General features: G+C 67.9%; 22 protein-coding genes and 1 tRNA gene. 12 read left to right on the top strand and 11 right to left on the bottom strand.

Features of this window, described 5'->3' with window-relative positions; all coding sequences use genetic code 11:
• Positions 1 to 3: 3 nt before the first annotated feature.
• The 7 genes from ntrC (at position 4) to hflX (ending at position 9,727) form a co-directional block, all read left to right on the top strand.
• Entirely contained in the window at positions 4 to 1,452 is a 1,449-nt protein-coding gene (ntrC, locus tag ACF66B_RS01875; RefSeq protein WP_111428521.1) for a nitrogen regulation protein NR(I), read from the top strand.
• Positions 1,453 to 1,491: 39 nt separating this feature from the next.
• On the top strand, positions 1,492 to 3,780 hold the full coding sequence (locus ACF66B_RS01870) for a PAS domain-containing sensor histidine kinase (protein WP_111428522.1): 2,289 nt from the start codon (positions 1,492 to 1,494) through the stop codon (positions 3,778 to 3,780).
• On the top strand, positions 3,777 to 5,174 hold the full coding sequence (locus tag ACF66B_RS01865) for a sigma-54 dependent transcriptional regulator (protein ID WP_111428523.1): 1,398 nt from the start codon (positions 3,777 to 3,779) through the stop codon (positions 5,172 to 5,174). Before ACF66B_RS01870 ends, ACF66B_RS01865 begins: the two co-directional genes overlap by 4 nt.
• A gap of 35 nt (positions 5,175 to 5,209) precedes the next feature.
• Positions 5,210 to 6,592: a Trk system potassium transporter TrkA gene (gene trkA / locus ACF66B_RS01860; protein WP_111428524.1), complete on the top strand. Its 1,383-nt coding sequence runs from the start codon at positions 5,210 to 5,212 to the stop codon at positions 6,590 to 6,592.
• Positions 6,593 to 6,594: 2 nt separating this feature from the next.
• Positions 6,595 to 8,097 carry a potassium transporter TrkG gene (locus tag ACF66B_RS01855; RefSeq protein ID WP_111428525.1) on the top strand — a complete coding sequence of 501 codons (1,503 nt, stop codon included), beginning with the start codon at positions 6,595 to 6,597 and terminating at the stop codon, positions 8,095 to 8,097.
• Positions 8,098 to 8,226: 129 nt separating this feature from the next.
• Positions 8,227 to 8,463: an RNA chaperone Hfq gene (gene hfq / locus ACF66B_RS01850; RefSeq protein ID WP_111428526.1), complete on the top strand. Its 237-nt coding sequence runs from the start codon at positions 8,227 to 8,229 to the stop codon at positions 8,461 to 8,463.
• A gap of 13 nt (positions 8,464 to 8,476) precedes the next feature.
• Positions 8,477 to 9,727: a GTPase HflX gene (hflX, locus tag ACF66B_RS01845; protein ID WP_111428527.1), complete on the top strand. Its 1,251-nt coding sequence runs from the start codon at positions 8,477 to 8,479 to the stop codon at positions 9,725 to 9,727.
• A gap of 52 nt (positions 9,728 to 9,779) precedes the next feature.
• On the opposite strand, the gene ACF66B_RS01840 is transcribed toward hflX, so the two are convergent.
• From ACF66B_RS01840 to ACF66B_RS01800, 9 genes are all read right to left on the bottom strand, one after another.
• Positions 9,780 to 10,916: an acyltransferase family protein gene (locus ACF66B_RS01840; RefSeq protein WP_392663824.1), complete on the bottom strand. Its 1,137-nt coding sequence runs from the start codon at positions 10,914 to 10,916 to the stop codon at positions 9,780 to 9,782.
• Between the two features lie 146 nt (positions 10,917 to 11,062).
• Positions 11,063 to 12,016: a tRNA (adenosine(37)-N6)-dimethylallyltransferase MiaA gene (miaA, locus tag ACF66B_RS01835; protein ID WP_111428529.1), complete on the bottom strand. Its 954-nt coding sequence runs from the start codon at positions 12,014 to 12,016 to the stop codon at positions 11,063 to 11,065.
• A 161-nt stretch (positions 12,017 to 12,177) separates the two neighbouring features.
• Positions 12,178 to 13,365: a YbaY family lipoprotein gene (locus ACF66B_RS01830; RefSeq protein ID WP_111428530.1), complete on the bottom strand. Its 1,188-nt coding sequence runs from the start codon at positions 13,363 to 13,365 to the stop codon at positions 12,178 to 12,180.
• Positions 13,366 to 13,539: 174 nt separating this feature from the next.
• On the bottom strand, positions 13,540 to 14,280 hold the full coding sequence (locus ACF66B_RS01825; protein ID WP_111428531.1) for a YebC/PmpR family DNA-binding transcriptional regulator: 741 nt from the start codon (positions 14,278 to 14,280) through the stop codon (positions 13,540 to 13,542).
• 93 nt (positions 14,281 to 14,373) lie between these two features.
• Complete coding sequence (locus ACF66B_RS01820) at positions 14,374 to 16,137, bottom strand: SLC13 family permease (RefSeq protein ID WP_111428532.1); 1,764 nt, start codon at positions 16,135 to 16,137, stop codon at positions 14,374 to 14,376.
• Positions 16,138 to 16,300: 163 nt separating this feature from the next.
• Positions 16,301 to 17,125, bottom strand: a complete 825-nt coding sequence (locus ACF66B_RS01815) for a TIGR00282 family metallophosphoesterase (protein WP_111428533.1) — start codon at positions 17,123 to 17,125, stop codon at positions 16,301 to 16,303.
• Between the two features lie 78 nt (positions 17,126 to 17,203).
• On the bottom strand, positions 17,204 to 18,028 hold the full coding sequence (locus tag ACF66B_RS01810; RefSeq protein WP_111428931.1) for a sulfite exporter TauE/SafE family protein: 825 nt from the start codon (positions 18,026 to 18,028) through the stop codon (positions 17,204 to 17,206).
• A 102-nt stretch (positions 18,029 to 18,130) separates the two neighbouring features.
• Complete coding sequence (locus tag ACF66B_RS01805; RefSeq protein WP_111428534.1) at positions 18,131 to 18,634, bottom strand: hypothetical protein; 504 nt, start codon at positions 18,632 to 18,634, stop codon at positions 18,131 to 18,133.
• Between the two features lie 69 nt (positions 18,635 to 18,703).
• Positions 18,704 to 20,065 carry a tetratricopeptide repeat protein gene (locus ACF66B_RS01800; RefSeq protein WP_392663817.1) on the bottom strand — a complete coding sequence of 454 codons (1,362 nt, stop codon included), beginning with the start codon at positions 20,063 to 20,065 and terminating at the stop codon, positions 18,704 to 18,706.
• 387 nt (positions 20,066 to 20,452) lie between these two features.
• On the opposite strand from ACF66B_RS01800, the gene hisA reads away from it, so the two are divergent.
• From hisA to ACF66B_RS01780, 4 genes are all read left to right on the top strand, one after another.
• Positions 20,453 to 21,175, top strand: a complete 723-nt coding sequence (hisA, locus tag ACF66B_RS01795) for a 1-(5-phosphoribosyl)-5-[(5-phosphoribosylamino)methylideneamino]imidazole-4-carboxamide isomerase (protein ID WP_111428535.1) — start codon at positions 20,453 to 20,455, stop codon at positions 21,173 to 21,175.
• A gap of 17 nt (positions 21,176 to 21,192) precedes the next feature.
• The gene (hisF, locus tag ACF66B_RS01790; RefSeq protein ID WP_111428536.1) at positions 21,193 to 21,954 is read left to right on the top strand and encodes an imidazole glycerol phosphate synthase subunit HisF; all 762 of its coding nucleotides are present in this window, start codon (positions 21,193 to 21,195) and stop codon (positions 21,952 to 21,954) included.
• Positions 21,951 to 22,268 carry a phosphoribosyl-ATP diphosphatase gene (locus tag ACF66B_RS01785; RefSeq protein ID WP_111428537.1) on the top strand — a complete coding sequence of 106 codons (318 nt, stop codon included), beginning with the start codon at positions 21,951 to 21,953 and terminating at the stop codon, positions 22,266 to 22,268. The genes hisF and ACF66B_RS01785 overlap by 4 nt, the downstream gene beginning before the upstream one ends.
• A 58-nt stretch (positions 22,269 to 22,326) precedes the next feature.
• Positions 22,327 to 22,403 (top strand) — tRNA-Arg (locus ACF66B_RS01780).
• Positions 22,404 to 22,491: 88 nt separating this feature from the next.
• Here the strand turns inward: ACF66B_RS01780 and ACF66B_RS01775 are convergent.
• Positions 22,492 to 23,418, bottom strand: coding sequence for a LysR family transcriptional regulator (locus ACF66B_RS01775; protein ID WP_111428538.1), 927 nt, complete (start codon positions 23,416 to 23,418; stop codon positions 22,492 to 22,494).
• A 132-nt stretch (positions 23,419 to 23,550) separates the two neighbouring features.
• Between ACF66B_RS01775 and ACF66B_RS01770 the strand changes: the two genes are divergently transcribed.
• Positions 23,551 to 24,267: an SDR family oxidoreductase gene (locus tag ACF66B_RS01770; RefSeq protein WP_111428539.1), complete on the top strand. Its 717-nt coding sequence runs from the start codon at positions 23,551 to 23,553 to the stop codon at positions 24,265 to 24,267.
• 184 nt (positions 24,268 to 24,451) lie between these two features.
• On the opposite strand, the gene ACF66B_RS01765 is transcribed toward ACF66B_RS01770, so the two are convergent.
• A complete protein-coding gene (locus ACF66B_RS01765) occupies positions 24,452 to 26,062 on the bottom strand; it encodes a glycosyltransferase family 39 protein (protein WP_111428540.1) in 1,611 nt (536 codons plus the stop codon).
• Positions 26,063 to 26,245 lie beyond the last annotated feature (183 nt).

Below are 26,245 nucleotides of genomic sequence, written 5' to 3'. Positions count from 1 at the left end.
GGCATGGAAGGGACGATCCTTGTTGCGGATGACGATCGCACGATCCGGACTGTGCTCGCGCAGGCGCTGACCCGCGCCGGATGCCGCGTGCGGGCGACGGGCACGGCCTCGACGCTCTGGCGCTGGGTCGACGAGGGCGAGGGGGACGTGATCGTCACCGACGTGATGATGCCCGACGGCGATGCGCTCGACCTGCTGCCCGCGATCAAGAAGCGCCGGCCGGACCTGCCCGTCATCGTGATGAGCGCGCAGAACACGGTGATGACCGCGATCCGCGCGGCGGAGGTCGGCGTCTACGAATACCTCCCCAAGCCCTTCGACCTGAAGGAGGTTCTGGGCCAGGTCTCCAAGGCCCTGAAGCAGAAGGCGCGCCGCACGCCGCTGGCCGAAGAGGAGCCCGCGCGCGAGGAAAACCTGCCGCTCATCGGCCGGAGCCCGGCGATGCAGGAGGTCTACCGCATCCTTGCCCGCCTGATGAACACCGATCTCGGCGTGATGATCACCGGCGAGAGCGGCACCGGCAAGGAGCTGGTGGCGCGCGCCCTGCACAATTTCGGGCTCAGGAAGGACGGGCCGTTCGTCGCGATCAACATGGCCGCGATCCCGCGCGACCTGATCGAGAGCGAGCTCTTCGGCCATGAGAAGGGCGCCTTCACCGGCGCAGACCGCGCGATGGCGGGCAAGTTCGAGCAGGCGCGCGGCGGCACGCTCTTCCTCGACGAGGTGGGCGACATGCCGCTCGATGCCCAGACGCGGCTCCTGCGCGTGCTGCAGGAGGGTGAATTCACCCGCGTGGGCGGCCGGGACGTGCAATCGGCCGATGTGCGCATCGTCGCCGCCACCCATCAGGATCTGCGCGGCCTCATCGGCGAGGGCCGCTTCCGCGAGGATCTCTTCTACCGGCTCAATGTCGTGCCGATCCGCCTGCCGCCGCTGCGCGAGCGCCTCGAGGACGTGCCCGATCTCGCCCGCGCCTTCCTGCGCCGGGCCGAGAACGAGGGCCTGCCGCGCAAGTCGATCTCCAAGGACGCGCTCGACATCCTCAAGAAGCAGGACTGGACGGGCAATGTGCGCGAGCTCGAGAATCTCATGCGCCGGCTCTGCGTGCTCTGCACCGACGACGTGATCTCCGCGGGCGTGGTGACCCAGGAGGTCTCGGCCCGCCCGACCTCGACCGCCCCGGCGCAGAACGCCCAGCCCCAGCGGCTGGCGCATGCCATCGAGGCGCATCTGCGGCGCTACTTCGATCTCCACGGCGACGCGCTGCCGCCCAACGGGCTCTATGACCGCATTCTCAAGGAGATGGAGCTGCCGCTTATCGCGCTCGCGCTCTCCGCGACACGCGGAAATCAGGTCCGGACGGCGGAGTTGCTCGGCATAAACCGGAATACGTTGCGAAAAAAAATCCGTGACCTCGACATTCGGGTGACACGTGGCAAGAAAATGATGTAAGAACGCCACAGTCGAGCCTGAAAAGAGCGCCATGGCAGAATGCGCCTTCACCCACTGAGCCTGTCCGGAGAGCGTTTCGCACGCTGGCTGAATCGCCGGGACGTCAGGACGTATTTCCTCTGGGCGATGCTCGGGCTTGGCCCGCTGCTCACCATCGCGACCTTCGCCTCCCTCGGGGGGATGCACGGGCTGTCGAGCCAGCCGGTCCTCCGCATCGTGCTGATCTGCGACTTCGTCTATGCGCTCACGGTCGCGATGTTCGTGGCCCGGCGGATCGCCGAGATGATCGCCGCCCGCAAGCGGCATTCGGCGGGGTCGCGGCTCCACATGCGCCTCGTGCGCTTCTTCACCGCGATCGCGCTGATCCCGACGGTGCTGGTCGCGATCTTCGCGACCATCACGCTGAATTTCGGCCTCGAGGGCTGGTTCTCCGACCGGGTGCGCGACGTGGTCACCAACTCGATGGCTGCCGCCCAGGCCTATGAGGAAGAGCACCGGGTCACGCTCCAGACCGATGCCCGCGTGCTCGGCTATTTCCTCAGCGAACAGAAGCAGCGCCACCCGCTGATGACCGGCGGCCAGCTTCGCGAGCTGCTCACCACCGGCCAGCTCCAGATGCAGCGCGCGCTCCCCAAGGCCTATGTGATCGACGGCGACGGCAATCTCCGGGCGCGCGGCGAGCGGAGCTATCTCTTCGACTACATCGCGCCTTCGAAGGCCGATATCGAACGCGCCCGGTCCGGCGAGATCGTCGTGATCCAGGACTGGGAGAACAACGAGTTCCGCGCGCTGGTCCAGCTCCAGGGCTTTGCCGACCGCTTCCTCTACGCAAGCCGTGCCGTGGACGGCAAGATCCTGAGCCTGCTCGACGAAACCCAGGAGACCGTCCGTCTCTACCAGCAGCTCGAGAATGACCGCGGGCGGCTGCTCTTCGAATTCGCGCTGATCTATCTCGGCTTCGCGCTCGTGGTGATCCTCGCCGCGATGTGGATGGGCCTCTGGTTCGCCGAACGCCTCGCCCGGCCGGTCGGCCGGCTCGCGAGCGCGGCCGAGCGGGTGGGCACCGGCGATCTCGGGGTGAGGGTGCGCGAGTCCGGCGAAGACGACGAGATCGCGCTGCTCGGCCGGACCTTCAACAAGATGACCGGCCAGCTCAAGGTGCAGCGTGATGCGCTGGTCGCCTCGCACAGCGAGACCGAGCGCCGGCGGCGGCTCTTCGATTCCGTGCTCACCGGCGTCACCGCCGGCGTGATCGGTCTCGACGGCAACGGCCGGATCGAGGTCATCAACACCGCCGCGGCAAGCCTTCTCGCGCTCGATCCCGAGCAGGCGACGGGCGCCTTCCTCGCCGATGCGGTGCCGGAGTTCGCCGACCTCATGGACCGGGTCGACGACCGCAGCTCGACGGTTGCCAAGGGCGACGTGCGCCTGCGCCGCCATGCCCACGAGCGCGACCTTCTGGTGCGGGTCGCGGCGCGCGAGACGGGCGAGGGCGATCTGGAGGGGTATGTCGTCTCCTTCGACGATGTGACGGACCTCGTGGTCGCCCAGCGCATGGCGGCCTGGGGCGACGTCGCACGGCGCATCGCCCATGAGGTGAAGAACCCGCTCACCCCGATCCAGCTCTCGGCCGAGCGGATGCGGCGCAAGTTCGGCCCGATCCTCGCCCAGGACAAGCGCGAGTCGCTCGAACAGTATGTCGACGTGATCGTGCGCCAGACCAACGACCTGCGGCGCATCGTCGACGAATTCTCGAAATTCGCCCGCATGCCCGCCCCCGAGCGCCGCTCGCTCGATCTCACCAAGCTTATCGGCGATGCGATCCTCCTGCAGGAAACCGCACGCCCCGACATTCGTTATATCACGCAGGTACCCGGGCATGCGGTGCTGGCCCAGCTCGACGGGACGATGATAAGCCAGGCGCTCACGAACCTCCTGAAGAATGCCTCGGAAGCGATTGATGAAGCGCTGGAGGCCGATAAGAGCTATAAGGGAGAGATCCATGTCGCGCTCACGCTCGAGCCTGACGCGATGATCATCGACATCGAGGACAACGGGCCGGGCCTGCCCGACCAGCCCGCCCGGCTCTTCGAGCCCTATGTCACCAACCGGCCGAAGGGCACCGGACTCGGCCTGCCGATCGTGAAGAAGATCGTCGAGGAACACGGCGGCACGCTCGACCTGCTGACCGCCGCGCCCTTCGAGGGCGCGGACCATTGCGGCGCCCGCGTCCGCATCGTGCTGCCACGGACCTCCGCCGGAACTTCCCCAGAAACGTCTGAAAATTCAAGTGCCTTTGCCGAGAAGTTGAGAGAGAGAATAAAATGACAGACATTCTCGTTGTCGACGACGAACGTGACATTCGCGAACTTATTGGCGACATCCTCGAGGATGAGGGGCACGGTGTGCGCCTCGCCTGGGACAGCAGTTCGGCCCTCGAGGAGATCAACCGGGAAGCCCCGGATCTCATCATCCTCGACATCTGGCTCAAGGACAGCCGCCTCGATGGCATCGACATCCTGAAGCGGGTGCGGCGCGACAATCCGGCGATCCCCGTGGTCATCATTTCCGGCCACGGCAACATCGAGATCGCGGTCGCCGCCATCAAGCAGGGCGCCTACGACTTCATCGAGAAGCCCTTCAACATCGACCAGCTCATGGTGGTCATCACCCGGGCGCTCGAGACCTCGCAGCTCCGGCGCGAGAACGCGGCGCTGAAGGGGCAGGACACGCACAAGCTCTCGATGGTGGGCAGCAGCGGCGCCTTCAAGCAGATGAAATCGAAGCTCGACAAGGTGGCGCGCACCAACAGCCGCGTGATGCTGACGGGCCCCGCAGGCTCGGGCAAGGACACGGCCGCGCGCTACATCCACGCCAATTCCGCCCGCGCCCACAGCCCCTTCGTGGTGGTGAATTCCGCCTCCGTCGGGGCCGAGATGATGGAGGAGGTGCTCTTCGGCCGCGACACGCCCGAGCGCGGCGTCGAGCCGGGCCTCCTCGAGCGCGCCCACACCGGCACGCTCTTCTTCGACGAGATCGCCGACATGCCGCTCGGCACCCAGTCGAAGATCCTGCGCGTGCTGGTCGATCAGGCGTTCCAGCGCGTGGGCGGCACCGACACGGTGCGGGTGGATCTGCGGGTCATCTCCGCCACCACGCGCGATCTCGAGGCCGAGATCGAGGCCGGCAGCTTCCGCACGGAGCTCTATCACCGGCTGAACGTGGTGCCGATCACCGTGCCGGGGCTCGAGGCGCGGCGCGACGACATTCCCGAGCTCGCCAGGCATTTCCTGGGCGAACTCAACGAGACCCAGGGCCTGCCGCTCCGCGAGCTCTCGGCCGAGGCGGAGGCCCAGCTCCAGACCATCCAGTGGCCCGGCAACGTGCGCCAGCTCCGCAACATGCTGGAACGCGCGCTGATTCTCGGCACCAGCTCCGAACCGATCGCCGCCGAGGAGCTCACGGGCGAGCTCAATGGCGGCGAGGGGGCCGATGGCGCCGTTCTCGGCGCGGCCTTCGCCGGCCTTCCGCTGCGCGAGGCGCGCGAAACCTTCGAGCGCGAATACCTCATGGCCCAGATCAGCCGCTTCGGCGGCAACATCTCGCGAACCGCCAGTTTCGTCGGGATGGAACGCTCGGCCTTGCATCGGAAGCTGAAGTCCTTGAACGTGATCTCGGCCGTCCGGAGCCAGCGCTCCGAGGAGACCGAGGAGCACGTCTGACCCCGCCGGGGTCGCCCTGAAGCAGGAATGCCCGAATGAAGATCATCATCTGCGGTGCAGGGCAGGTGGGAGGCCAGATCGCCCGCCATCTCTCCCGCGAGGACAGCGCGAACCAGGTCACCGTGATCGACAACAATCCGGCGCTGATCCGTCGGATCTCGGACGCCCATGACGTGAGCGGCATCACCGGCTTCGCCTCGCACCCCGACATTCTGGAGGCGGCCGGCGCGCGCGATGCCGACATGGTGATCGCGGCCACCCAGTCGGACGAGGTCAACATGGTCATCTGCCAGGTGGCGCATTCGATCTTTTCCGTCCCGCGCAAGATCGCCCGGCTGCGCTCGCCGGCCTATCTCAACGCAATCTATTCCGATCTCTACCGCCGCGCGCATCTGCCGATCGACGTGGTCATCTCGCCGGAATTCGCTGTGGCCGACGCGGTGATGCAGCGCCTCGCCGCGCCCGCGGCCTTCGACATCGAAAGCTTTCTCGACGGCCGGGCGCAGCTTCTCGGCATCTCCCTCGACAGCACCTGCGCCGTGCTCAACACGCCGCTGCGCCAGCTCTCCGAGCTCTTCTCGACGCTCCGCGCCGTGGTCGTCGGCATCCGCCGCGCCAACCGGCTCTTCGTGCCCGAACCCGAGGACCAGCTCTACCGCGACGATCAGGTCTATGTCTTCTCCGCGACCGAGGACCTGGCGCGCATGATGGAGGTCTTCGGCAAGGACCACCTCGAGATCCGCCGGGCGCTGGTGATCGGCGCGGGCAACATCGGCCTCAACGTCGCGCAGAAGCTCGAGTCGGGTCGCAACAAGGCGCGGGTGAAGGTGATCGAGGCCAATCGCGACCGGGCGGAGGTCGCGGCGGACGCGCTCAACCGCACCGTCGTGCTCCACGGCGACGGGCTCAACCTCGAGCTGCTCGAGGAGGCGAACGTCCGGCACATGGATGCCGTGCTCGCGCTGACCGACGACGACAAGACCAACATCCTCGCCTGCGTGCGGGCCAAGAACGAGGGCGCGCAGCTCGTCATCGCGCTGGTGAACGACGCCTCGCTCATCAGCCTCATCGCGCCGATGGGGATCGACGCCTATGTGAACCCGCGCTCCACCACCGTGTCGTCGATCCTGCGCTACGTGCGCCACGGCCGGGTCAAGGCCGTCTATTCCATCGGCGACGCCGAGGCCGAGGTGATCGAGGTGCAGGTGCTCGGCACCTCCGCCATCACCGGCAAGACGGTGCGCAACTCCGATCTGCCGGAAGGCTGCCTCATCGGCCTCATGCGCAAGGGCGAGAAGATCCTCGTACCCCGCGGCGACACCCGCATCGAGGAAGGCGACGTGCTGACCCTCTTCTGCATGCGCGAGCAGGTGAACGAGGTCGAACGCCTCTTCCAGGTGGGTCTGGACTTCTTCTGACCATGGGACAGCTGCGCCAGTTCCCGGCCATCGTCATCGTGCTCATGGTGGTCTCCTGCGCGATGATGCTGCCCGCGCTCCACGCCGTCTCGGGCGGCAACTGGGAGATCGCGCGCAGCTTTCTCTATCACGGCATCTTCTTCAACATGGTGGCCGTCGTGCTCGGCATCGCGACGATGAACAGCCGGCCGAGAATGCCCGCGCGCTACCATCTGCTCTCGCTTCTCGGGATCTACGTGCTGCTGCCGATCGTGCTCGCGGCACCGCTCGCCTCGCTCATCACCCAGATGCCGTTCCGCGACCTCTATTTCGAGATGCTGTCCTGCCTCACGACCACCGGGGCGACGATCTTCGACCGCCCGTCGCTGCTGCCCGACACCATCCACCTCTGGCGGGCGATGGTCGGCTGGTTCGGCGGCCTCATCGTGCTCGTCACCGCCTTCGCGATCCTCGCGCCGCTCAACCTGGGCGGCTTCGAGATCAGCCAGAACTCGCAGTCCCTGCGCGGCGGCTTCTCGGGCACCTCGATCGAGGACGCAAGCCGCCGGATCATCGCCAACACCCGGCTGATCGCCCCGATCTACGCCGTGGTGACAGGCATCCTCGCGCTCGCGCTCATCCTGCTCGGGGACCGTCCGCTCGTCGCGATCTGCCATGCGATGTCGACACTCTCGACCAGCGGCATCTCGCCGCTCCGCACGCTCGACGCGGCCGGATCGGGCCGGGCAGGGGAAGTCGCCATCGCGCTCTTCCTGCTCTTCGCGATCTCGCACCGCGGCCTCAACCAGCGCATCCTGCGCTTCCAGATGCCCCGCTTCACCAATCCGCAGGTCCAGCTCATGCTGATCTCGGTGCTGAGCGTCACCCTGATCCTGTTCCTCAGGAGCTTCATCGGCGCGGTGGAGATCGAGCGTCAGGCGCATTTCGATTCCGCGCTCCGCGCGCTCTGGGGCAGCATCTTCACCGTGCTGTCCTTCCTCACCACCACCGGCTTCGAGAGCCACGACTGGCGCACGATGCAGATCTGGTCCGGCCTGCCCGATCCGGGCGCGATCCTGCTCGGGGTGGCGGTGATGGGCGGCGGCATCGCCACGACAGCGGGCGGCGTGAAGCTCCTCCGGCTCTATGCGCTCTACCGCCACGGGCTCCGCGAGATGGACAAGCTCGTGCACCCCTCGAGCCTCGGGCGGCAGGGCGAGGGCGACCAGCTCATCTCCGAGCGCGGGCCGCAGATCGCCTTCGTCTTCCTCATGCTCTTCCTGACCGCGCTTGCGCTGATGATGACGCTGCTCTCGGCAACCGGCCTCGGCTTCGACGAAAGCCTCGCGCTTGCCGTCGCCTCGCTCACGACGACGGGGCCCGCGATCCGCGTCCTGGGCGGCGCCTTCACCTACAACGACCTCGACGCCGTGGCGCAGATCCTCTTCGGCATCGGCATGGTCGTCGGCCGCATGGAGGCGCTCGTGATCATCGCGCTCTTCAACCCCGCCTTCTGGCGCAGCTGACGCGGAGGACACAGCCGCGGAATTTTTTCAACCGCCGCACTGGAAATGCGGCAGCGCACAACCGATAATAAACGCACAACAACAACACGAGCCGCTGTGAGCGGATATACAACTGAAGGCTGAAAAATAATGGCTGCCGACAAACAGAATCTGCAGGACGCATTTCTCAACAATGTCCGCAAATCCAAGGTGCCGGTCACGATCTTCCTCATGAACGGCGTCAAGCTGCAGGGAGTTATCACCTGGTTCGACAATTTCTGCGTGCTCCTGCGCCGCGACGGCCAGTCGCAGCTCGTTTACAAGCACGCGATTTCCACCGTGATGCCCTCCCAGCCGATCACGCTTTACGAGGCCAGCGATAACTGAAGAACACGCGCGGATGCAGACGCTCGTCGTGCATCCGTGGATTGCCGCGTCCGCGTCGCGAGACCCTGAGGACGCGCTTTCCGAAGCCACCAGCCTTGCAACGGCCCTTGACCTCGATGTGGTCGGGGCCTTCGTCGTGTCTCTGCCAAAGGCGCGCTCCGGCACGCTCTTCGGCACCGGCAAGCTCGAGGAGCTCGGCCGCCGCGTGGCGGAGGACGAGGTCGGCCTCGTCATCGTCGATGCCACCCTCTCTCCGGTGCAGCAGCGCAACCTCGAGCGCGACTGGAAATGCAAGGTGCTCGACCGCACCGGGCTCATCCTCGAGATCTTCGGGGACAGGGCGCGCACCCGCGAAGGCGTGCTTCAGGTGGAGCTCGCGCATCTGAGCTACCAGAAATCGCGCCTCGTGCGGAGCTGGACCCATCTCGAGCGCCAGCGCGGCGGCACCGGCTTCCTCGGCGGCCCCGGCGAGACCCAGATCGAGGCCGACCGGCGTGCGCTCGACGAACGCATCCACCGCATCCGGCAGGCGCTGGCCAAGGTCGTGAAGACCCGCGGCCAGCACCGGGCGGCGCGGCGCCGCGTGCCGTATCCGATCATCGCCCTCGTCGGCTACACCAACGCCGGCAAATCCACGCTCTTCAACCGTCTCACCGGCTCGGGCGTGCTGGCCAAGGACATGCTCTTCGCCACGCTCGACCCGACGATGCGGGCCATCGAGCTGCCCGGCGGGCCGCGGGCGATCCTCTCCGACACGGTGGGCTTCATCGCCGATCTGCCGACCCAGCTCGTCGCCGCCTTCCGCGCGACGCTCGAAGAGGTGCTGGAGGCCGATCTGATCCTCCACGTGCGCGACATCTCGCATCGCGAGACCGAGCATCAGGCGGAGAACGTGCGCGCGATCCTGCGCGATCTCGGCATCGACGATGCCGCGCAGGAGAACGTGATCGAGGTCTGGAACAAGGTCGACTGCCTGCCCGAGGAGAGCGTCGGCCCGGTGCTTGCCGCCGCCGAGCGCAATCCCCGGGTGCTGCCGATCTCCGCCCTCACCGGCGAACGGGTGGAGGCGCTCCTTGCCGCCATCTCGGAGGATCTGCGCGCCACGGCCGTCGAGGAGGAGATCGATCTGCCCTTCGACGACGGCCGCCGCCGCGCCTGGCTCTTCGAGCGCAATCTCGTCGAGGCGGAAACCATGACCGATGGCGGGCATCACCTCACGGTCAAATGGACCGAGCGGGACCGCAACCGCTTCCGGCAACTCTGAAATCCGGCGGGCGGGCGCGGGCAGGGGGCCCGCACCCGCCGCCGCGTCGGGCTCAGATCCGGGCGAGCAGGGTGGCCGGGCTGAAGCGGAGGCGCGACACCGCCTCGATCGCGTAATGCACCGCCACGCCAAACCCGACGCAGCCCGCATAGACCAGCACGAAGAGCGCCAGCGGATAGCCGGTTTCAAACCCGTCCGGAATGAAATGCAGCAGCACCGTCACCGCGATGAGATGTGAGCAGAAGATCCGGAAGCCGAGCTTGCGCGACACCTGCGCCGGGGCCTCGGATGACACCACGACACGGGCGAGCGCGGCGAAGACAAGAAAGCCGCAGATCAGCCGCGCCGGAATGGTGAGCGCGAACAGCAGGACGCCGCGCGCCGTCGGGTCCTTCGGCACGGCGATATTGTAGTATTCGAGGAAATGGGCCGAGAGCAGCGTCGCCAGCACCAGCCCGGCAAGCACGCCGTTCGAGGAGACCGCCCGGAGAACCGAAGGCTCGAAGAGCCGCTTCCAGACGCCGTGCGTTGCGACGCCGAGGAAGAAGAGCAGCACAATGCTCGAGCGCGGCATCAGCGACATGCCGTTGTCGCCGAAGCGATTGGCATTCTCGCCCCAGAGCAGCGTCACGAGGCAGAGCGCGACCCCGGCCAGCGCCACCATCCAGCGGTTCCGCAACCCGAGCGCATGGAGCGCGAGGAAGACCACTGTCGCGAAGCAGATGTCGAAGACGAAGTGCAGCGGATAGTTGTAGGGCCAGATGCCGATGCCGAAGATCTTCTCGAGCCAGCGGTAGTTCACGTTGGCGCCCGCAATGCCGCCCGCGATCATCAGATAGGCCACCGCCCAGAAGACGTAGGGCAGCCCCATGGACACGAGGCGGTTGCGCGCGACATCGACGGCATTGCGCCGCTCGAGCCCCTCCATCACGAACCAGGCGCTCACCAGCGTCAGCGCCGCCACCGCGCCGCGGCCAAGGCCGGACTTGAGAAAGAGCATGAGGTTTTCGCGCAGCAGGAAGCCGAACTCGGCAAGGGTGAGGCTCAGGGAATGCCAGGAGACGCCGCCATAGAGCGTCGCGAGCTCCGGCAGCTTCAGCGTATAGGGCACATGGACCGAAACCATGAGCACAACGACCACGACACGAAACATGTCCACCAGCCGGGACCGGACCAAACTCTCACTCACTGACTCACGCACCTGCATTCCTCGGCTCCGGCCAAACTTCGACCGGCCACCGAAATCATCCGGCGGTGAGACAATCAAGAAGCTAACAGTTTCATTGGCTTAATGGGCGGATTCGCGCCGAGCGCAAGATCGCGGCGCGCATGCAATCATTGCGCGAGCGGGCGATCCGGCGGCACGGCAGCGAGCAGGTCGTCCGTGCCGGGCGAGAGCCAGCGCCAGTCCGCCATCCGGCCACGGAACCAGCTCCGCTGGCGCTTGGAAAACTGCCGCGTCGCAATGACGGCCTCGAGGATCGCCGTCTCGAGGTCGATCGCGCCGTCGAGATGGGCGAAGAGCTGCTCGGCGCCGAGCGCGCGGGCCGACGGCAGATCGCGCGGCGTGCCGGCCGCCAGGAACGCCCGGCATTCCGCCAGCGCACCCTCGGGCACCATCCGCCGGAACCGCGCCTCGACGGCACGGTGCTGCACCGGGATCTCCGGGCTCAGAACGATCGCATCGCAGGCCGCGCGCGGCAGCAACGGCGGCGGCGTCTCGTCCTGCCAGGAGGAGAGGGGACGGCCCGTGCTGACAAGCACCTCCCAGGCCCGCTGTACGCGCACAGGATTGGCCCGGTCCATGCGCCCGTACGTACGGTGGTCTCTGGCGGCAAGCTCGCTCAGCATGCCGCTGAGGAGTCCGCTGTCGATGCGCCTCTGAGAATCCGCGCGCACCTCCGGATCGATCTCCGGGATCTCGGCCAGTCCTTCGGTCAGCGCCGAGAGATAAAGCCCGGTGCCGCCGACGATCACCGGACGCTGGCCACGGGCCGCAAGCCGCTCGAGCAGCGCCGCAACGTCGCGCAGCCAGGCGCCGACCGAGTGCCGCGTGCGGGCATCGACCGTGCCGTAGAGCGCGTGCGGCACCCGGGCACAGTCGGCCTCGGAGGGCCGCGCCGACAGCACGCGCCAGCAATCGTAGACCTGCAGCGCATCGGCATTGATCACACAGCCGTCGTCACGCTCGGCAATACGCATCGCCAGCTCGGATTTACCGCTGGCGGTCGGACCGGCGATCAGAACCGGCCTGCGCCCATATATAACATAATCTTCGTTATACGACACTTATCCCATTCCCGGCCGGGATCTTCTCATAGGCCCGAAGGAAGCTTGCAACCCTGCCGGATGGCCATCGCTGCGGGCCGATACAGGCCGTCCTGCCACCCGCGCCGCGCCTTTCCGCCACCGGGATGCCGCCACAGGCCGCCACCCGCCCGGACCCGGCCCTAGTTGAGCGATACGGCCTGAAACTCGGCGATCACCGCGCCCGTCTCGTCGACAAGGCACATCTTGTCGCCGGAGATCGTCCACCGCCGGGCCTGCAGGATGGTGTCCGCCAGCAGCCTCTCCCATCCGTCCAGCGGCGGCGGACAGGCCATCCGCGTCGACGCCGCCCCCTTGCCGAAGGAAATCGCGTCACCGTCCACCGAATAGCTGCCCAGAATCTGGTTGCACCCCACCGTGGCCGTAAACCTGTCCTCGTCGTCCCCGAGCAGGATCAGATGCGGATCCTTGCCGCCCTCCGGCACCTGGATCTCGGTCTCCCCGAGCTTCAGGATCTTCCAGTAGGTGTTGGTCAGCCCCACCTCCCGCGTCGCACGATCGCAGGACACGTCCGGCCAGACCCCGATGAAGCGATTGACCACCACAACGTCCTTCTCGTCGCCGCTCCCGTCCGTGCCGGGGCGCTGCTCGAGGTCGCCGTCGAAGGTCGCAAAGATCGACAGCCCCGGCTCGCGCCCTGCGGCGAGATAGGCATGCTCGAGCGCGGCGTAATCGCCTTCCTCCGAAATCGGAAAGGTCATGCCGCTGCTGCATTGCTGAAAACTCGCGCCATCCGCGGCATAGGTCACGAGACCCTGCATCGACGGCTCGCGCTCCGGCTTCGGCACCGCCGCGTCCGTCGCTTCGCCCTGGCCGGTCATCGCGGCCTCGGGCGTGGCATCCACCGCCGTGCCGCTCGCCTGGGCCACGAAGACGCCGGTCTCGCCGCGCAGTCCGAGCAGATCGCCGTTCCGCGCCGCCAGCATCACCATGCCGACATCGACATGATCCGAGGCGCCGCCCGTCAGCACCGGATAGATCGTGTCCGAGGTAAAGCGCAGCCGCCCCGCGACCTCCACCGTGGCGCGCACGGAATAGACGTGATCCTCCAGGATCGAATTCGGATCAAACGGGATCGTGAAACGGATCGACGGCCCGCCGGGCCCGGCAATCGAGACGCGCCCGAGCTCGACCGGAAGCGTGTCCGCGAGCGTGATGTCGAGCAGCCGTGCCTCGAATACCGCTTCGGTGGGCAGTGTGATCGTCTCCCGGTAGCTCGCAGTGCCGCTCACAAGCGACGGTTTTGCCGATACGGGCGCGAGCGCGAGGACAAAGACCCCGAATACGGCGTAAAACCTTCGCCAGTTCATGTCTGTTCGCCATTCTTGCCTACCCCGCCCGTTCTTCAACTTGACAGGAATTGTGGAGATGGCCAATCCCCTACACAGAGTAAACTGAATTTTTCGCGACTACTTTCGTCGGATTTGACAAGTCCGTGAACCGCCCCGCCCGGTATTCGGCGAAGCGGCCGGATCGCGCCGGGCTCAGAGCTGAGCCATGACCTCTTCCGAAATCTCGAAATTCGCCGTCACGGTCTGCACGTCGTCATCGTCCTCGAGCGCCTCGATGAGGCCCATGAGCGTCTGCGCCGCGTCGAGATCGAGCTCGGTGGTGGTCTGCGGCCGCCAGACGAGCTTCGTGCTCTCCGCCTCGCCGAGCACAGCTTCGAGCGCGGTCGAGACATCGTTGAGATCGGTGTCGGCGCACCAGATCACGTGCTCCTCCTCGCCGCTCTCCACATCCTCGGCCCCGGCCTCGAGCGCGGCCATCATCACGTCATCCTCGGAACCCGCGGCGGCCGCATAGACGATCTGGCCCTTGCGGTCGAACATGAAGCTCACCGAGCCGGTCTCGCCGAGATTGCCGCCGCGCTTTGTGAAGGTCGAGCGCACGTTCGAGGCGGTGCGGTTGCGGTTGTCGGTCATCGCCTCGACGATGATCGCCACCCCGTTCGGCCCGTAGCCCTCGTAGCGGATTTCCTCGTAGTTCTCCGCATCTCCACCGGCGGCCTTCTTGATGGCCCGGTCGATATTGTCCTTGGGCATCGAGCTGGCCTTGGCCTCCTTCACGGCGAGGCGCAGGCGCGGGTTCTTGTCCGGATCGGGATCGCCCATCTTGGCGGCGACGGTGATCTCCTTGGAAAGTTTCGAGAACAGCTTCGAGCGCGCCGCATCCTGGCGCCCCTTGCGATGCTGGATGTTGGCCCATTTGGAATGCCCGGCCATGGGATGCTCCGTTGGATATCTGAAGATGGATGGCGCGCCTTATAGGCTGGCGCAGGCCCCGTCATCAACCCCCGAGAGACGCAGGGGCGCCCGTCATGCGGGCACCAGCGGCCAGAAGACCGGGATGAGAAGACAGGATGCGACCCACATCAGGAGGTTGAGAGGAATGCCGACGCGGAAATAGTCGGTGAACCGATAGCCGCCCGGCCCGTAGACCAGCGTGTTGGTCTGGTAGCCGATCGGCGTCGAGAAGCTCGCCGACGCCGCGAACATCACCGCCACCACCAGCGGCCGCGGGTCGAGCCCGAGCTCGTGGGCGAGCGTGATGGCAAGCGGCGTGATGACCACCGCCACCGCATTGTTGGTCACGATCTCGGTCAGCAGCATCGACATGCCATAGAGCGCAAAGAGCACGACGATCGGCGGCAGCTCCCGCAGGGTCGGGGCAATCGCCCCCACGATGAGATCCATCGCGCCTGAATTCTCGAGCCCTGCCCCGACGGCCAGCATCGCGAAGATCAGCGTCATGAGCTGGGCGTTCACGTTCGCATAGCACTCGTCGGTGTCCATGATCCGGATCAGCAGCACCGCGGCGACGCCCACCAGCGCCAGAATGTGGATCGGCGCGACATTGAAGGCGGCAAGCCCCACCACCGCGGCGAGAATCCCCACCATGAGCGGCGCCCAGCCGCGCTTGTAGGGACGTTCGCTCGGTTCGGAGATGTCGACGAGATCGACCTCGGAGGCGAGCCGCCGGATGTCTTCCGGCGCCCCCTCGAGCAGCAGCGTGTCCCCGACCCGGACCACCACATCGTCGAGCTGCCGGCCGATGTTCTGGTTTCTGCGATGGACGGCAAGGGGATAGACGCCGTAGCGGCGGCGCAGCCTCAGGCTCCCGAGGGAGCGGCCGACGAGCTTGCAATCGGGCGAGATCAGCGCCTCGACCGTGGTCGTCGTCTTCGACCCGACCCGGTCCACCAGCGTCACCTTGTTCGAATCCTTGAGCCCGAGCAGCTCCTTCATGTCGGTGCGCAGCACCACCCGGTCGCCCTCGCCCAGCGTCACGTCGGGAAAATCCCGCCGCAGCGACTCGTCGCCGCGCAGCAGGTCGATGACCCGTGTGCCCTCATGCTTGAAGAGCGCCACATCCATCACCCGCTGGCCGATGAGCGGCGAGCCCTCCGGCACCACCACCTCGGTGAAGAAGCGCATCCGCTTGCGCGGCCCGAGCAGATCGGCCATCGAATCCCGGTCCGGCAGCAGGTAGCGCCCAATGGTCGCCAGATAGACGATGCCGATGAGCGCAAGCATCACACCGAGCGGCGCGATCTCGAAGAGCGTGAAGGGCTCGAGCCCCGAACGGCGGGCCACCCCGTCGACGAGCAGGTTCGTCGAGGTCCCGATCAGCGTGCAGAGCCCGCCCATGATCGTGATATAGGAGAGCGGAATCAGCAGCTTGGAGGGCGCGAGCCCGAAGGATTGCGCCAGCTGGATCACGATCGGGATCATCACGACCACGATGGGCGTGTTGTTCATGAAGGCCGACGCGCCCGCCGTCACGATCGCCAGCGCCGCGAGCGTTCGTCGCGGTCGCTCCGTCGCATGGCGCGTGACGAGCAGCGAGAGATTGGCGAGCACCCCCGTGCGGATCAGCCCGCCCGAGAGGATGAACATCGCCGCGATCGTCCAGGGCGCGGGGTTTGCGAAGACCTCCAGCACATCGTCCACCGGCAGCACACCCGCCACCAGCAGCGCCACCGCCGCCCCCATCGCCGTCACCTCCGGCGGATAGACCTCCCGGACGAAGAGGCCGAACATCACCACCAGCACGACCAGCGTGTAGATCGGCGCAAACATTTCGTGGCTCAACAAGGCCGTCACCCGTGACTCCCCCAGTACATACCCACCATACCCGGATCTCCGGGCCACAAGACCGTCGGCCACCTTGCCCCAACGCCGCGGCGCACTCAAGGGCACCTGATGCCGCCGCGCTCGCGGCCGCACCTGCGTGGCAGTTCAATCACCCCTGCTCCACCGGCCCCGACGGCGCGAGCCGCCCGCCGACCCGCACCGGCACCACGCGGAGCGCCCGCCCGGTGCCCGCCTCGGTCTCGACGAAGATGCCCGAAAGCGTCGCCTCGCCATTGGCCGGCGTGAAGCGCGCTTTCGTCATGCCGGTGACGAACCGGGTGATCGGCTCGAGCTTGTCCATGCCGATGACGCTGTCGTAATCGCCGCACATGCCGGCATCGGTCAGATAGCCGGTGCCCTTGGCGAGGATCTGCGCATCGCCCGTCGGCACATGGGTGTGGGTGCCGACGACGAGGCTCGCCCGCCCGTCGCACCAGTGCCCCATCGCCATCTTCTCCGAGGTCGCCTCGGCGTGGAAATCGACGATCACCGCATCCGCCACCCGGCCGAGCGGCGCCTCGCGCAGCGCGGCATCGACGGCGGAGAACGGATCGTCGAAGGGCCGCTTCATGAAGACCTGCCCCAGGATCTGCACCACGAGCACCTTGCGGCCGCCCGGCGCATCGAAGAGCCGCACGCCCTTGCCCGGCGCCGTCTTGGCATAGTTCACCGGCCGCAGCACCCGCCGGTCCTGCTCCACATGCGAGAGCATGTCGCGCTGATCGAAGGCGTGATCGCCCAGCGTGAGGCAGTCCGCACCCGCTTCGAGCAGCAACTGGGCATGCGCCGCCGTCAGCCCCATGCCGCCGGAGGCGTTCTCGCCGTTGACCACCACGAAGTCGAGCCGCCAGTCCTTGCGCAGGCGCGGGAGCGTCTCGCTCACCGCCTTGCGCCCCGCGCGGCCCATCACGTCACCAAGAAAAAGAAGTCTCATTCGCACGCCTTATCGTGCCGCCCCGGGCCGGGCAAGAGGCGCCCGCGCGCCCTGCCCGGCCCCGCGCGCAATCCCGCCTCAGCCGCCGAGCGCCTTTCGCAGCATGTTGAGCGCGGTAAGGATGATGAAGGCGGCAAAGACCCGCCGCAGCGGCTTGGGATCGAGCGCATGGGCAAGCCGCACCCCCCAGGGCGCCGTCACCATGGTGACCGCCACCACGACCAGGAACGCCGGCAGGTTCACCAGCCCGACCGTGAAGGGCGGCCGGCCCGGCGCATCCCAGCCCGTGAACAGGAACGCCGTGACCGAGGGCAGCGCGATCACCAGCCCGAAGCCCGAGGCCGTCGCCACCGCATTGTGGATCTTCACGCCATAAAGCCGCATCAGTGGCACCCCGAAACTGCCGCCGCCGATCCCCATCAGCACCGAGATGAAGCCGATCGCCGCCGAGGTGACGGCCCGGCCGATCCCGCGCGGCATCTCGGTGCCGAGCTGCCAGCTCTCGCGGCCGAAGCCGATATAGAGCCCGACGAGCGTGCCGAGCACGCCGAAGATCATCATGAGCGAGGCGGTCTTGAGCCCGCTCGCCGCGAAGACGCCGACAAGCGCCCCCACCGCGATCCCCGGCGCCCAGGCCTTGAGAATGTCCCAGCGCACCGCGCCCTTGCGGTTGTGGCTCCTGAGCGACCGGGCCGAGGTGAAGACGATGGTCGCCAGCGAGGTCGCGAGGCAGACCTGCATCACCTGCGGCCCGTCATAGCCGAGCGCGATGAAGGTGTAGAGGAAGGCGGGCACCAGGATGATGCCGCCGCCGACCCCGAGCAGACCTGCAACGATCCCGGCCAGCGCGCCGATGGCGATGAGCAGGCCGAGAAAGGGAAGAAGCTGGGACGGATCGGGCATGGGCATGGCCGCGGACACTCGCACTTGCAAAAGACCTCGGCCCAAGCCCTAGCCCACCGGCGGCGCGGGATAAAGAGCCGCAGCGCCGCAGCGCCGCAGGGCTCAGCGCATCCCGCCGGCCTGCCGCTCGCGCCAGCCCGAGACGAGCGCCACCGTGATCCCGAAGAGCAGATGGCCCGCGAGCGAGGCCCAGGCGAGGCTCCCGAAACCGAGGAAGGCGGGCAGCCCGGCGAGGAGATGCGCCATCACATAGAGCGCGAAGACCCAGAGCCCGAGCCCGAAGCCCGCGCCCGCGAGCACGAGCGGCAGTCCGGGCAGCAGCGCGCGCTGGAGCGGCCGGGCGATGAAGAGCCAGCCGAGCGGATAGCAGACCACGCCGACAAAGGCATGGATCGCCTCGGCCAGCGGCCAGTTGCGGAAGCCGAAGACCGATTGCACCAGCGCCGCGGGCTGCAGCGGCCCGCCGACCAGCAGCGGCGTGATCCCGCGCGCCCAGACCTCCCAGACGAGATCCGCGGCAAGCCCGGAGAGCAGCACGGTGAAAAGAAGCGTGCGCCCGGCAACAGGAAACAGGGGCCGCGGCGCGGCCTGAGGCATCATGGTCATGGGAAGGTCTCCGAAAGATCGCCCTGAATCAGGCGGTTGAAGGAAAGACTGAAAGCTCTGCGCGAGGGCCTACCCCGCCTGCGCCGCCTGCCGCCCCACGGCGGCAATCAGCGTATCCTCGGCCTTGAGCTGCGCCCGCGCCGCCCGGATGCGGGCGAATGCGCCCGCATCGCCATCGCGGCCCGCGAGATCGGCGAGCGCCAGAACGAAGAGATCGCGCTGCGCATTGCTGCCGCCGAGTTGCGGCAGACGCCGGAGCAGCGGCTCCAGATCGCGGCCCGCGCGCGTGTCGGTGCCGGCAATGGCGCGCGCCAGCGGCAGCCCCACCGCGCGGGCGATCTCCGCCTGTTCGCCCTGCCCCCGCGCCTTGCGCGCGATCGCCTCGAGCGCCTCCCGCGCCGCCACCCGCTCGCCCGCCGCAACCAGCGCCATCAGCCGGTGGAGTGCCGCGAACATCAGCGTCGTGTCATTGGCCCGCGCCCGGCCGAGCGCCGCCAGCTCGTCCCACCGCGCCCCCACCGCGACGCCGCAGCGCTCGAGCCGCCAGAGCAGCGAGACGGCGTTCGCCACGTCGCGGAAGTCATCCGTCGGCTCGGGCCGCACCTCGGCATCGTAAAGCGCCAGCACCCGGTCGTGTTCGCCCCGGTCGAGATGGAGCAGTGCCAGGTGCCAGGCCATGTGGAAGGAGAAGTTGTTGCAGCGCGACCAGTCCCGCCGCCCGGCTTCGAGCCAGGCGATCCCCGCCGCCGCATCCCCCGTCATTTCATGGACATGCCCGACCGCATGCATCCCCCAGGCGTCTTCGGGCTGCAACGCCACCGCCCGCCGCCCGATCGCTTCGGCCACCCGGTAGGCGCCGCTCTCCTCGAGCGCGAAGGCGTGGCAGCCGAGCAGGAACCCCGCCGCCGGATCCGTCTCGCGCCAGGCCTGCAGCATCCGCGTGCTCGCCGCGAGCATCCCCGGCCCGTCGCCGATCATGAAGCGCAGCGCATGGGAGAGCTTGAACGGCAGGAACGCCGCCGGCCGCTCGGCGAAGCCCGCGTCGAGGCACTCCGCCGCGCGCCCGAACTGCCCGCCCGCGGCATGGCCGAGCGCCTCGACGAGCACACGCTCGTCCCGCGTGCCGCCATCCCGGCGCCGGAGCGCGCCGCGCGCGGCCTCGAGTGCCGCCTCGACCACCGGGCGGAGCTCGGCGCGGGCCAGCGTGAGATTGGCAAAGCCCTTGAGCGCCAGCCCCGCCACATGCTGCGGATCGGCCTCGAGCGCCCGGCCGAGATCGACGCCCGCATTCGGGCGATGCGCGCCGAGCCCGTGGACCGCCGCCTCGAAGGCCGCGAGCGCCTCGGGGCATGTCGTGCTCGTCACGAGGCCGTAGCGATCCTCCGACGTCATCAGCGAAACCGGTCCGGCGGCGGGCTCTGGGCGCATCATGTCCTTGGATCCTTGCGTCATGGATACGCCCGGCGGGCGCGGTCACAAGGCGTTACGGAGCCCGCGCTTTCCCCGTTACGCCCCGACCTCGTAACGCCTGCGTGAGGGCCTGCGGGAGGGCCTGTGGGATCCATGCCGGGATCGCGGTGAAACGCTCCGCGAGATCCGCCCGGCGCCGAAGGCCGGCCCTGCGGCATTCATGATATGTTAACTACGAAAATCGAATGATTTCAGAGGCGTTTTTTCGATTTCACGGTGAAACGCCCCGTTTTCACGCCCCACCACCCCTGCCCCGGACCCCGCCTTTTGCCCGGTCGCCGCGCCGAGGTTTTGCATTCGCCGCAGGGCCGCGCTATCAGGCGCACGAATCCTCCCGGAGTAGCACCCATGATCCTCTATCCCGCCATCGACCTGAAGGACGGCCAGTGCGTCCGGCTGCTCCGCGGCGAGATGGACCAGGCCACGGTCTTCGGCGACGACCCCTCCGCGCAGGCCCGCGCCTTCGCCGCCGCCGGCTGCCGCTGGCTGCACCTCGTCGATCTCAACGGCGCCTTCGCGGGCCAGCCGGTCAACGGCGCCGCCGTCGAGGCGATCCTCGGCGCCGTCGACATTCCGGCCCAGCTCGGCGGCGGCATCCGCGACCGCGCGACGATCGACCGCTGGCTCGAGCGCGGCATCGCGCGGGTGATCCTCGGCACCGCCGCACTGCGCGATCCCGAGCTCGTCCGCGCGGCCGCCCGCGCCCATCCCGGCCGCATCGCCGTCGGGATCGACGCCCGCGGCGGCATGGTCGCGGTCGAGGGCTGGGCCGAAACCAGCGACGTGACCGCGACCGACCTCGCGCGCCGTTTCGAGGATGCGGGCGTTGCCGCCATCATCTATACCGACATCGAGCGCGACGGCGCCATGCAGGGCCCGAACGTCGCGGCCACCGCGGCCCTCGCCCGCGCCGTCGGCATCCCGGTGATCGCCTCGGGCGGCGTCTCCTCGATGGCCGACCTGCGCGCGCTCAAGGAAAGCGGCGCGCCGCTCGACGGCGCGATCTCCGGCCGCGCGCTCTACGAAGGCAAGATCGACCCGGCCGAGGCCACGGCCTACCTTGCCGCCTGAAACGAAAGGCTCCGCCCATGCTCAAGGTTCGCGTGATCCCCTGCCTCGACGTCAAGGACGGGCGCGTGGTGAAGGGGGTGAACTTCGTCGACCTGATCGACGCGGGCGACCCGGTCGAGGCCGCGCGCGCCTATGACGCCGCCGGCGCCGACGAGCTCTGCTTCCTCGACATCTCCGCAAGCCAGGAAAAGCGCGGCACCCTGCTCGACCTCGCCTGCCGCACGGCCGAGCAGTGCTTCATGCCGCTCACCGTCGGCGGCGGCGTGCGCACCCCCGAGGACGTCCGCGCCCTCCTCCTCGCCGGGGCCGACAAGGTGAGCTTCAACACCGCGGCGGTGAATACCCCCGATGTGGTCAACGAGGCCGCCAGCAAGTTCGGCAACCAGTGCATCGTCGTGGCGATCGACGCCAAGACCGTCGCCGACGGCCGCTGGGAGATCTTCACCCACGGCGGCACCAGACCGACCGGCATCGACGCGGTGTCCTTCGCCAGGGACATGGCCGCCCGCGGCGCCGGCGAGATCCTCCTCACCTCGATGGACCGCGACGGCACCAAGGCGGGCTACAACCTGCCCCTGACCCGCGCCATCGCCGATGCGGTCGAGGTCCCGGTGATCGCGAGCGGCGGCGTCGGCACGCTGGAGCATCTGGTGGAGGGTGTGACCCAGGGCCACGCCTCCGCCGTCCTCGCCGCCTCGATCTTCCACTTCGGCACCTACACCATCGGCGAGGCGAAAGCCGCCATGGCCGCCGCCGGCATTCCCGTGAGGCTCGCATGACCGACACGCTCTCCCGCCTCTGGGCAACGATCGAGGCCCGCGCCGCCGCCGATCCCTCAAGCTCCCACACCGCCGCCATGCTGGCCAGGGGGCCTGCGAAATGCGCCGAGAAATTCGGCGAGGAAGCGGTCGAGGCGATCATCGCCGCCGCCCGCGGCGAACGGGCCGAACTCGTCCACGAGGCCGCCGACACGCTCTATCACCTCCAGGTCACCCTCCGCGCCTGTGGCGTCAGCTGGGCCGAGGTGATGGAGGAACTCGAACGCCGCGAAGGCCGCTCCGGCATTGCGGAAAAGGCATCGCGCGGGAAGTGAATTTTCCGCGCTGTTGCCGATTGCAGCCCGCCGCAAGCTCGCATATAGAGGCGCTCAGGCACCCGTAGCTCAGCTGGATAGAGCGCTGCCCTCCGAAGGCAGAGGTCACAGGTTCGAATCCTGTCGGGTGCGCCATCCCAGACAAGTATCGGCCACTCCGCAGGGCGATCTTTCACCGATCACTTTCCGCGCCCGTTCCGATCTCGCGAAGGCTGCCGGGGGGTCACAGCCCCCTTGGCAAGGCCGAAGCACCTGGGATCCGACAAGCGGCGGTGACGATGCCGCGCAACCATCGGTGCGCCGGATCTGCCTCCATGCGGGGATGCCAGAGCGCCGAGATGCCGATTTCCGGCGTCGTGACCGGCAGGTCGAAGCCAACCAGACCTTCCGCCAATGACGGGTCACCGAGGCACGATCGCGGGACAAGCGCGACAAGATCCGACTGCCGCGCGATCCGCAGCGCATCGGGAAATCCCGGCACGACGGCGATGATCCGGCGATACAGCCCGAGCGCTTCCAGCGCGTCATCGACCGCTCCGGTGAAATGGCCCCTGCGCGATGCCACGACATGGCGGGCGGCCGCATAGGCCTCCGGCGTCACCGGAGCCGACAGAAGCCCATGCCCCGCCCGCACGACACCGAGGAATCGGTCTCGGAACAGCAGGTGGGTGCGTACCTCCGGCGCGAACGCCCCGAGCACGCCAATCTCAAGATCTGCGTCACCTTCCCGGAGAGGGCCGGCATCCTTGGCGGGCTTCGGCGCGAAGCGCAGCCGTGCATGCGGTGCAGCCTCGGCAAGAGCGGCGACCAGAGGTGCCGAAAACAGTCCGATGAAACCTTCATTGGCGCGGATCGTGAACGTCCGGTCGAGCGTGGTGAGATCGACCCTCTCCTCCTGCGGACTGAGAACGTCGCGCGCCTCCCGAGCCAGCGCATGAACGCGGTCGCGTAGCGCGACAGCGCGCGGCGTCGGCACAAGACCGCGGCCAGCCCGCACCAGCAGCGGATCGCCGGTTGCAGCCCGCAGCCGTGCGAGCGTCCGGCTCATGGCGGACGAACTGAGCCCCAACCGCCGCGCCGCGCCGGTCACACTGCCTTCCGCCAGAAGCGCATCGAGCGCAGGAAGCAGATTGAGATCGATACCGTTCATGACCGGAACCTACGCCATCCGGCCGGCTCATCATAGCGTCCGGCGCAACAACAGTTTGCGTCCTGTGCGTCTGGTGCATTTCACACCATGCGACCACCTTGCCTGTCGAGACTGGAAACGAAAGGCAATCCAATGACATCGAACGATCCCAACGAGACAGCAGGCACCATCCTGATCGTCGGCGCATCCCGCGGCCTCGGCCATGCCATGGCAGCGGAGTTTCTCCGGCGAAACTGGGCCGTTATCGGAACAGTGCGCGGCACCGGCAATACCCTGCTGCACGCGCTGGCCGACACCTTCCCGGGGCGTGTCGAGGTCGAGATGCTCGACGTGACCGAGCGGGAACAGATCGCCGCCCTCCGCGGCCGTCTTTCCGGGCGGACCATCGATGTCCTGTTCGTCAATGCCGGCACGGCGAACACCGATCAGGACGAGACCATCGCGGAGGTCACGACGGATGAGTTCGTTCGCGTGATGCTCACCAACGCACTCGGGCCGATGCGGGTGGTCGAAGGCTTGCAGGCGTGCGTTGCGCCAGCCGGCATGATCGGCATCATGTCATCGGGACAGGGCAGCATCAGCAACAACAATAGCGGTGGCCACGAGGTCTATCGCGGCTCGAAGGCGGCCCTGAACCAGTACATGCGCAGCTACGCCGCACGCCATGCCGGAGACTCCCGCACCCTGGTTCTGATGGCTCCGGGCTGGATCCGGACTGCACTGGGTGGCGCAGCCGCACCGTTCGGCATGGAAGAGACGGTGCCGCAGATCGTGACCACGCTTCTTGCACAAAGGGGCAGGCCCGGCCTTCGGTATCTCGAACGCGACGGTCGGACCGTGCCCTGGTGAAGACCGATCCGACCGGCTTTCACCCTGAACCCCATCGAACCGACCTGACGGAGACGATTGGGTGGGCGGACCTCTCCGCGTCCCCCGGCGCGGCGCGCCATCCTGACTCCCGCGGCCCCGTCCGTCGTGACGGGACGCCAAGGTCTGCGGCCTGAAGGTGTCTCAAGGCCCGTCGCGCATGATTTCAATCGGTGCCGGAGGTCCAGAGGCCGTAGGGGTGTCCGTTGAAATCGATCTGCGCCGCGGGGCCGGTTTCCGGGTGAGAGCCGTCCATGCGGCAGACGAGGATGGCATCGGGGGTCGTGTCCAGCCAGTGGAGGGCATCCTGAAGGGCGCCGATCGGCAGGACAGGTTCGCGTAGGCGGGCGGCAAAGCTGAATTCACCCTGGTATCTGTCGGAGCAGATGGCGATCGCACCATCATGCGGCGCGATGATGCGGGCGATCGGATCGGGATTGTAGATCCGGCCCGGGGCCCCATGCAGGAACAGGAGGTCGAGGGCAAGGACCAGCCCCGGCCCGAGCAGGGCCGCGCGCGGCCCCTTCAGGACAAACCCGGCGCCCGCAAGCGCCAGGAGCAACGCCGCCGGGAGGAGACTGCCCCAGACCGGCCGCGCCAGCGCTGTCATATCCGCCGGGCCGAAGCCAAGCGCGAGCGCAAGCAGGGTGATGCCGAGCGTCAGCGGCAGCAGGCCGGCCGCCGCCAGGCCGCCGCCCCTGATCGCACCAGCTCTGGCGAAGATGAGCGCAACGGCCGGCAAGGCCGGAAGCAGGTAGTGCAACTGCTTGCTGGCAATCAGGCTGAAGAGGAGCAACGCCGAGAGGGACCAGAGCAGTGCGAGCCGCAGCCCGCGATCCCGGCGAAACCCGAGCCCCGCGACCTCGCGCCAGAGCCGGCCGGACCATGCCCAGGGCCAGAGCAAGAGCGGCAGAAGCGGCAGGAACCACCAGAGCGGCCGGCCGTGGGCAAAGGGATCGGCAATCCGGCCGGCGCTCTGGGTCCAGAGCACGGCATCGCGATATTCGGGGCCTCCGAAGAAACTTGCCGGAATCAGCCACAGGCTCACCATCAGCAGCGCGAGCGCCACGGCCTTCAGTGTCCGCAGGGCGGCCACACGCCAGGGTTCCCCGCGCCAGAGTGGCGTGGCGAGGGCGATGGGCAGGAGATGCACCAGAATGACCGGCCCCTTCGCGAGTGCACCGAACGCAAGGGCCGCGCTCAGCCCGATCCAGGCGCGCGGCTGCGTTTCCGTCGCGACGAGGGCCCTGACCCCGAGCACGACAGCGAGGGCCAGCATGGTGTCGAACATGGTGAGCCCGGCGTAGAGGTCGAAGGCGGCGAAACCGGCGAGCACCAGAGCGGCACGGCCGCCTGCGGCCGCGTCCTCCGGCCAGAGCCTGCGGGCGAGGCCCGCCGTTGCCGCGATGGTGGCAAGGCCGAAGGCCGGCCCGACGAGCCTTGCCGCGAAGGCGGAAACGCCCGTCACCGACCAGACCAGATTGATAAGCCAGAACAGAAGCGGCGGCTTGTGGCTGTAGACCGCGCCGTTCAGATGCGGAACAAGCCAGTTGCCATGGGCGCGCATTTCCCAGGCGACAGACAGATAGCGGGTCTCATCGACCGGCAGGACCGGCCGGGCGAGGATGCCGACCACGGCCACCACCCCGAAGGCAAGCAGGGCAAGCCATGTCCCGTGTCGCGCGATCCCCACTCCACGGGCCTCTGCGGCCAGGCCGGCGGAGGGCGGTTCCTTGCCCTGGAGTTCGTGCCAGCCCTCATGCAGCAGATCAGCCATAGTCCTCGGAGCTCCCGGTTCAGCTTCGGCACACAGAGATCGAGGCAGATCCTCGCGGCCCTGCTCTCACCTCGCCTGGTGACGCCGCCGGGATGCGAAGGAACCTCGACAGGTCGGGCGGGGTCTTGTGACCCGGGACGCGACGGTGCCGTTCGACCGACTGTGTAATCCGGGGAAATCCGG

Origin of the sequence: Amaricoccus sp. B4, from assembly GCF_043226085.1 — a bacterium.
Taxonomy (GTDB): Bacteria; Pseudomonadota; Alphaproteobacteria; order Rhodobacterales; family Rhodobacteraceae; genus Amaricoccus.
Note: the sequence above shows the minus strand (reverse complement) of the source record. Positions and strands in the feature narration are given on the sequence as shown.

Bases quoted from the DNA above. Each gene is read 5' to 3' on its own strand.
- ntrC (WP_111428521.1), top strand. From the start codon at position 4: ATGGAAGGGACGATCCTTGTTGCGGATGACGATCGCACGATCCGGACT.
- ACF66B_RS01870 (WP_111428522.1), top strand. From the start codon at position 1,492: ATGCGCCTTCACCCACTGAGCCTGTCCGGAGAGCGTTTCGCACGCTGG.
- ACF66B_RS01865 (WP_111428523.1), top strand. From the start codon at position 3,777: ATGACAGACATTCTCGTTGTCGACGACGAACGTGACATTCGCGAACTT.
- trkA (WP_111428524.1), top strand. From the start codon at position 5,210: ATGAAGATCATCATCTGCGGTGCAGGGCAGGTGGGAGGCCAGATCGCC.
- ACF66B_RS01855 (WP_111428525.1), top strand. From the start codon at position 6,595: ATGGGACAGCTGCGCCAGTTCCCGGCCATCGTCATCGTGCTCATGGTG.
- hfq (WP_111428526.1), top strand. From the start codon at position 8,227: ATGGCTGCCGACAAACAGAATCTGCAGGACGCATTTCTCAACAATGTC.
- hflX (WP_111428527.1), top strand. From the start codon at position 8,477: ATGCAGACGCTCGTCGTGCATCCGTGGATTGCCGCGTCCGCGTCGCGA.
- ACF66B_RS01830 (WP_111428530.1), bottom strand. From the start codon at position 13,365: ATGAACTGGCGAAGGTTTTACGCCGTATTCGGGGTCTTTGTCCTCGCG.
- ACF66B_RS01825 (WP_111428531.1), bottom strand. From the start codon at position 14,280: ATGGCCGGGCATTCCAAATGGGCCAACATCCAGCATCGCAAGGGGCGC.
- ACF66B_RS01820 (WP_111428532.1), bottom strand. From the start codon at position 16,137: ATGTTTGCGCCGATCTACACGCTGGTCGTGCTGGTGGTGATGTTCGGC.
- ACF66B_RS01815 (WP_111428533.1), bottom strand. From the start codon at position 17,125: ATGAGACTTCTTTTTCTTGGTGACGTGATGGGCCGCGCGGGGCGCAAG.
- ACF66B_RS01810 (WP_111428931.1), bottom strand. From the start codon at position 18,028: ATGCCCGATCCGTCCCAGCTTCTTCCCTTTCTCGGCCTGCTCATCGCC.
- ACF66B_RS01805 (WP_111428534.1), bottom strand. From the start codon at position 18,634: ATGACCATGATGCCTCAGGCCGCGCCGCGGCCCCTGTTTCCTGTTGCC.
- ACF66B_RS01800 (WP_392663817.1), bottom strand. From the start codon at position 20,065: ATGATGCGCCCAGAGCCCGCCGCCGGACCGGTTTCGCTGATGACGTCG.
- hisA (WP_111428535.1), top strand. From the start codon at position 20,453: ATGATCCTCTATCCCGCCATCGACCTGAAGGACGGCCAGTGCGTCCGG.
- hisF (WP_111428536.1), top strand. From the start codon at position 21,193: ATGCTCAAGGTTCGCGTGATCCCCTGCCTCGACGTCAAGGACGGGCGC.
- ACF66B_RS01785 (WP_111428537.1), top strand. From the start codon at position 21,951: ATGACCGACACGCTCTCCCGCCTCTGGGCAACGATCGAGGCCCGCGCC.
- ACF66B_RS01775 (WP_111428538.1), bottom strand. From the start codon at position 23,418: ATGAACGGTATCGATCTCAATCTGCTTCCTGCGCTCGATGCGCTTCTG.
- ACF66B_RS01770 (WP_111428539.1), top strand. From the start codon at position 23,551: ATGACATCGAACGATCCCAACGAGACAGCAGGCACCATCCTGATCGTC.
- ACF66B_RS01765 (WP_111428540.1), bottom strand. From the start codon at position 26,062: ATGGCTGATCTGCTGCATGAGGGCTGGCACGAACTCCAGGGCAAGGAA.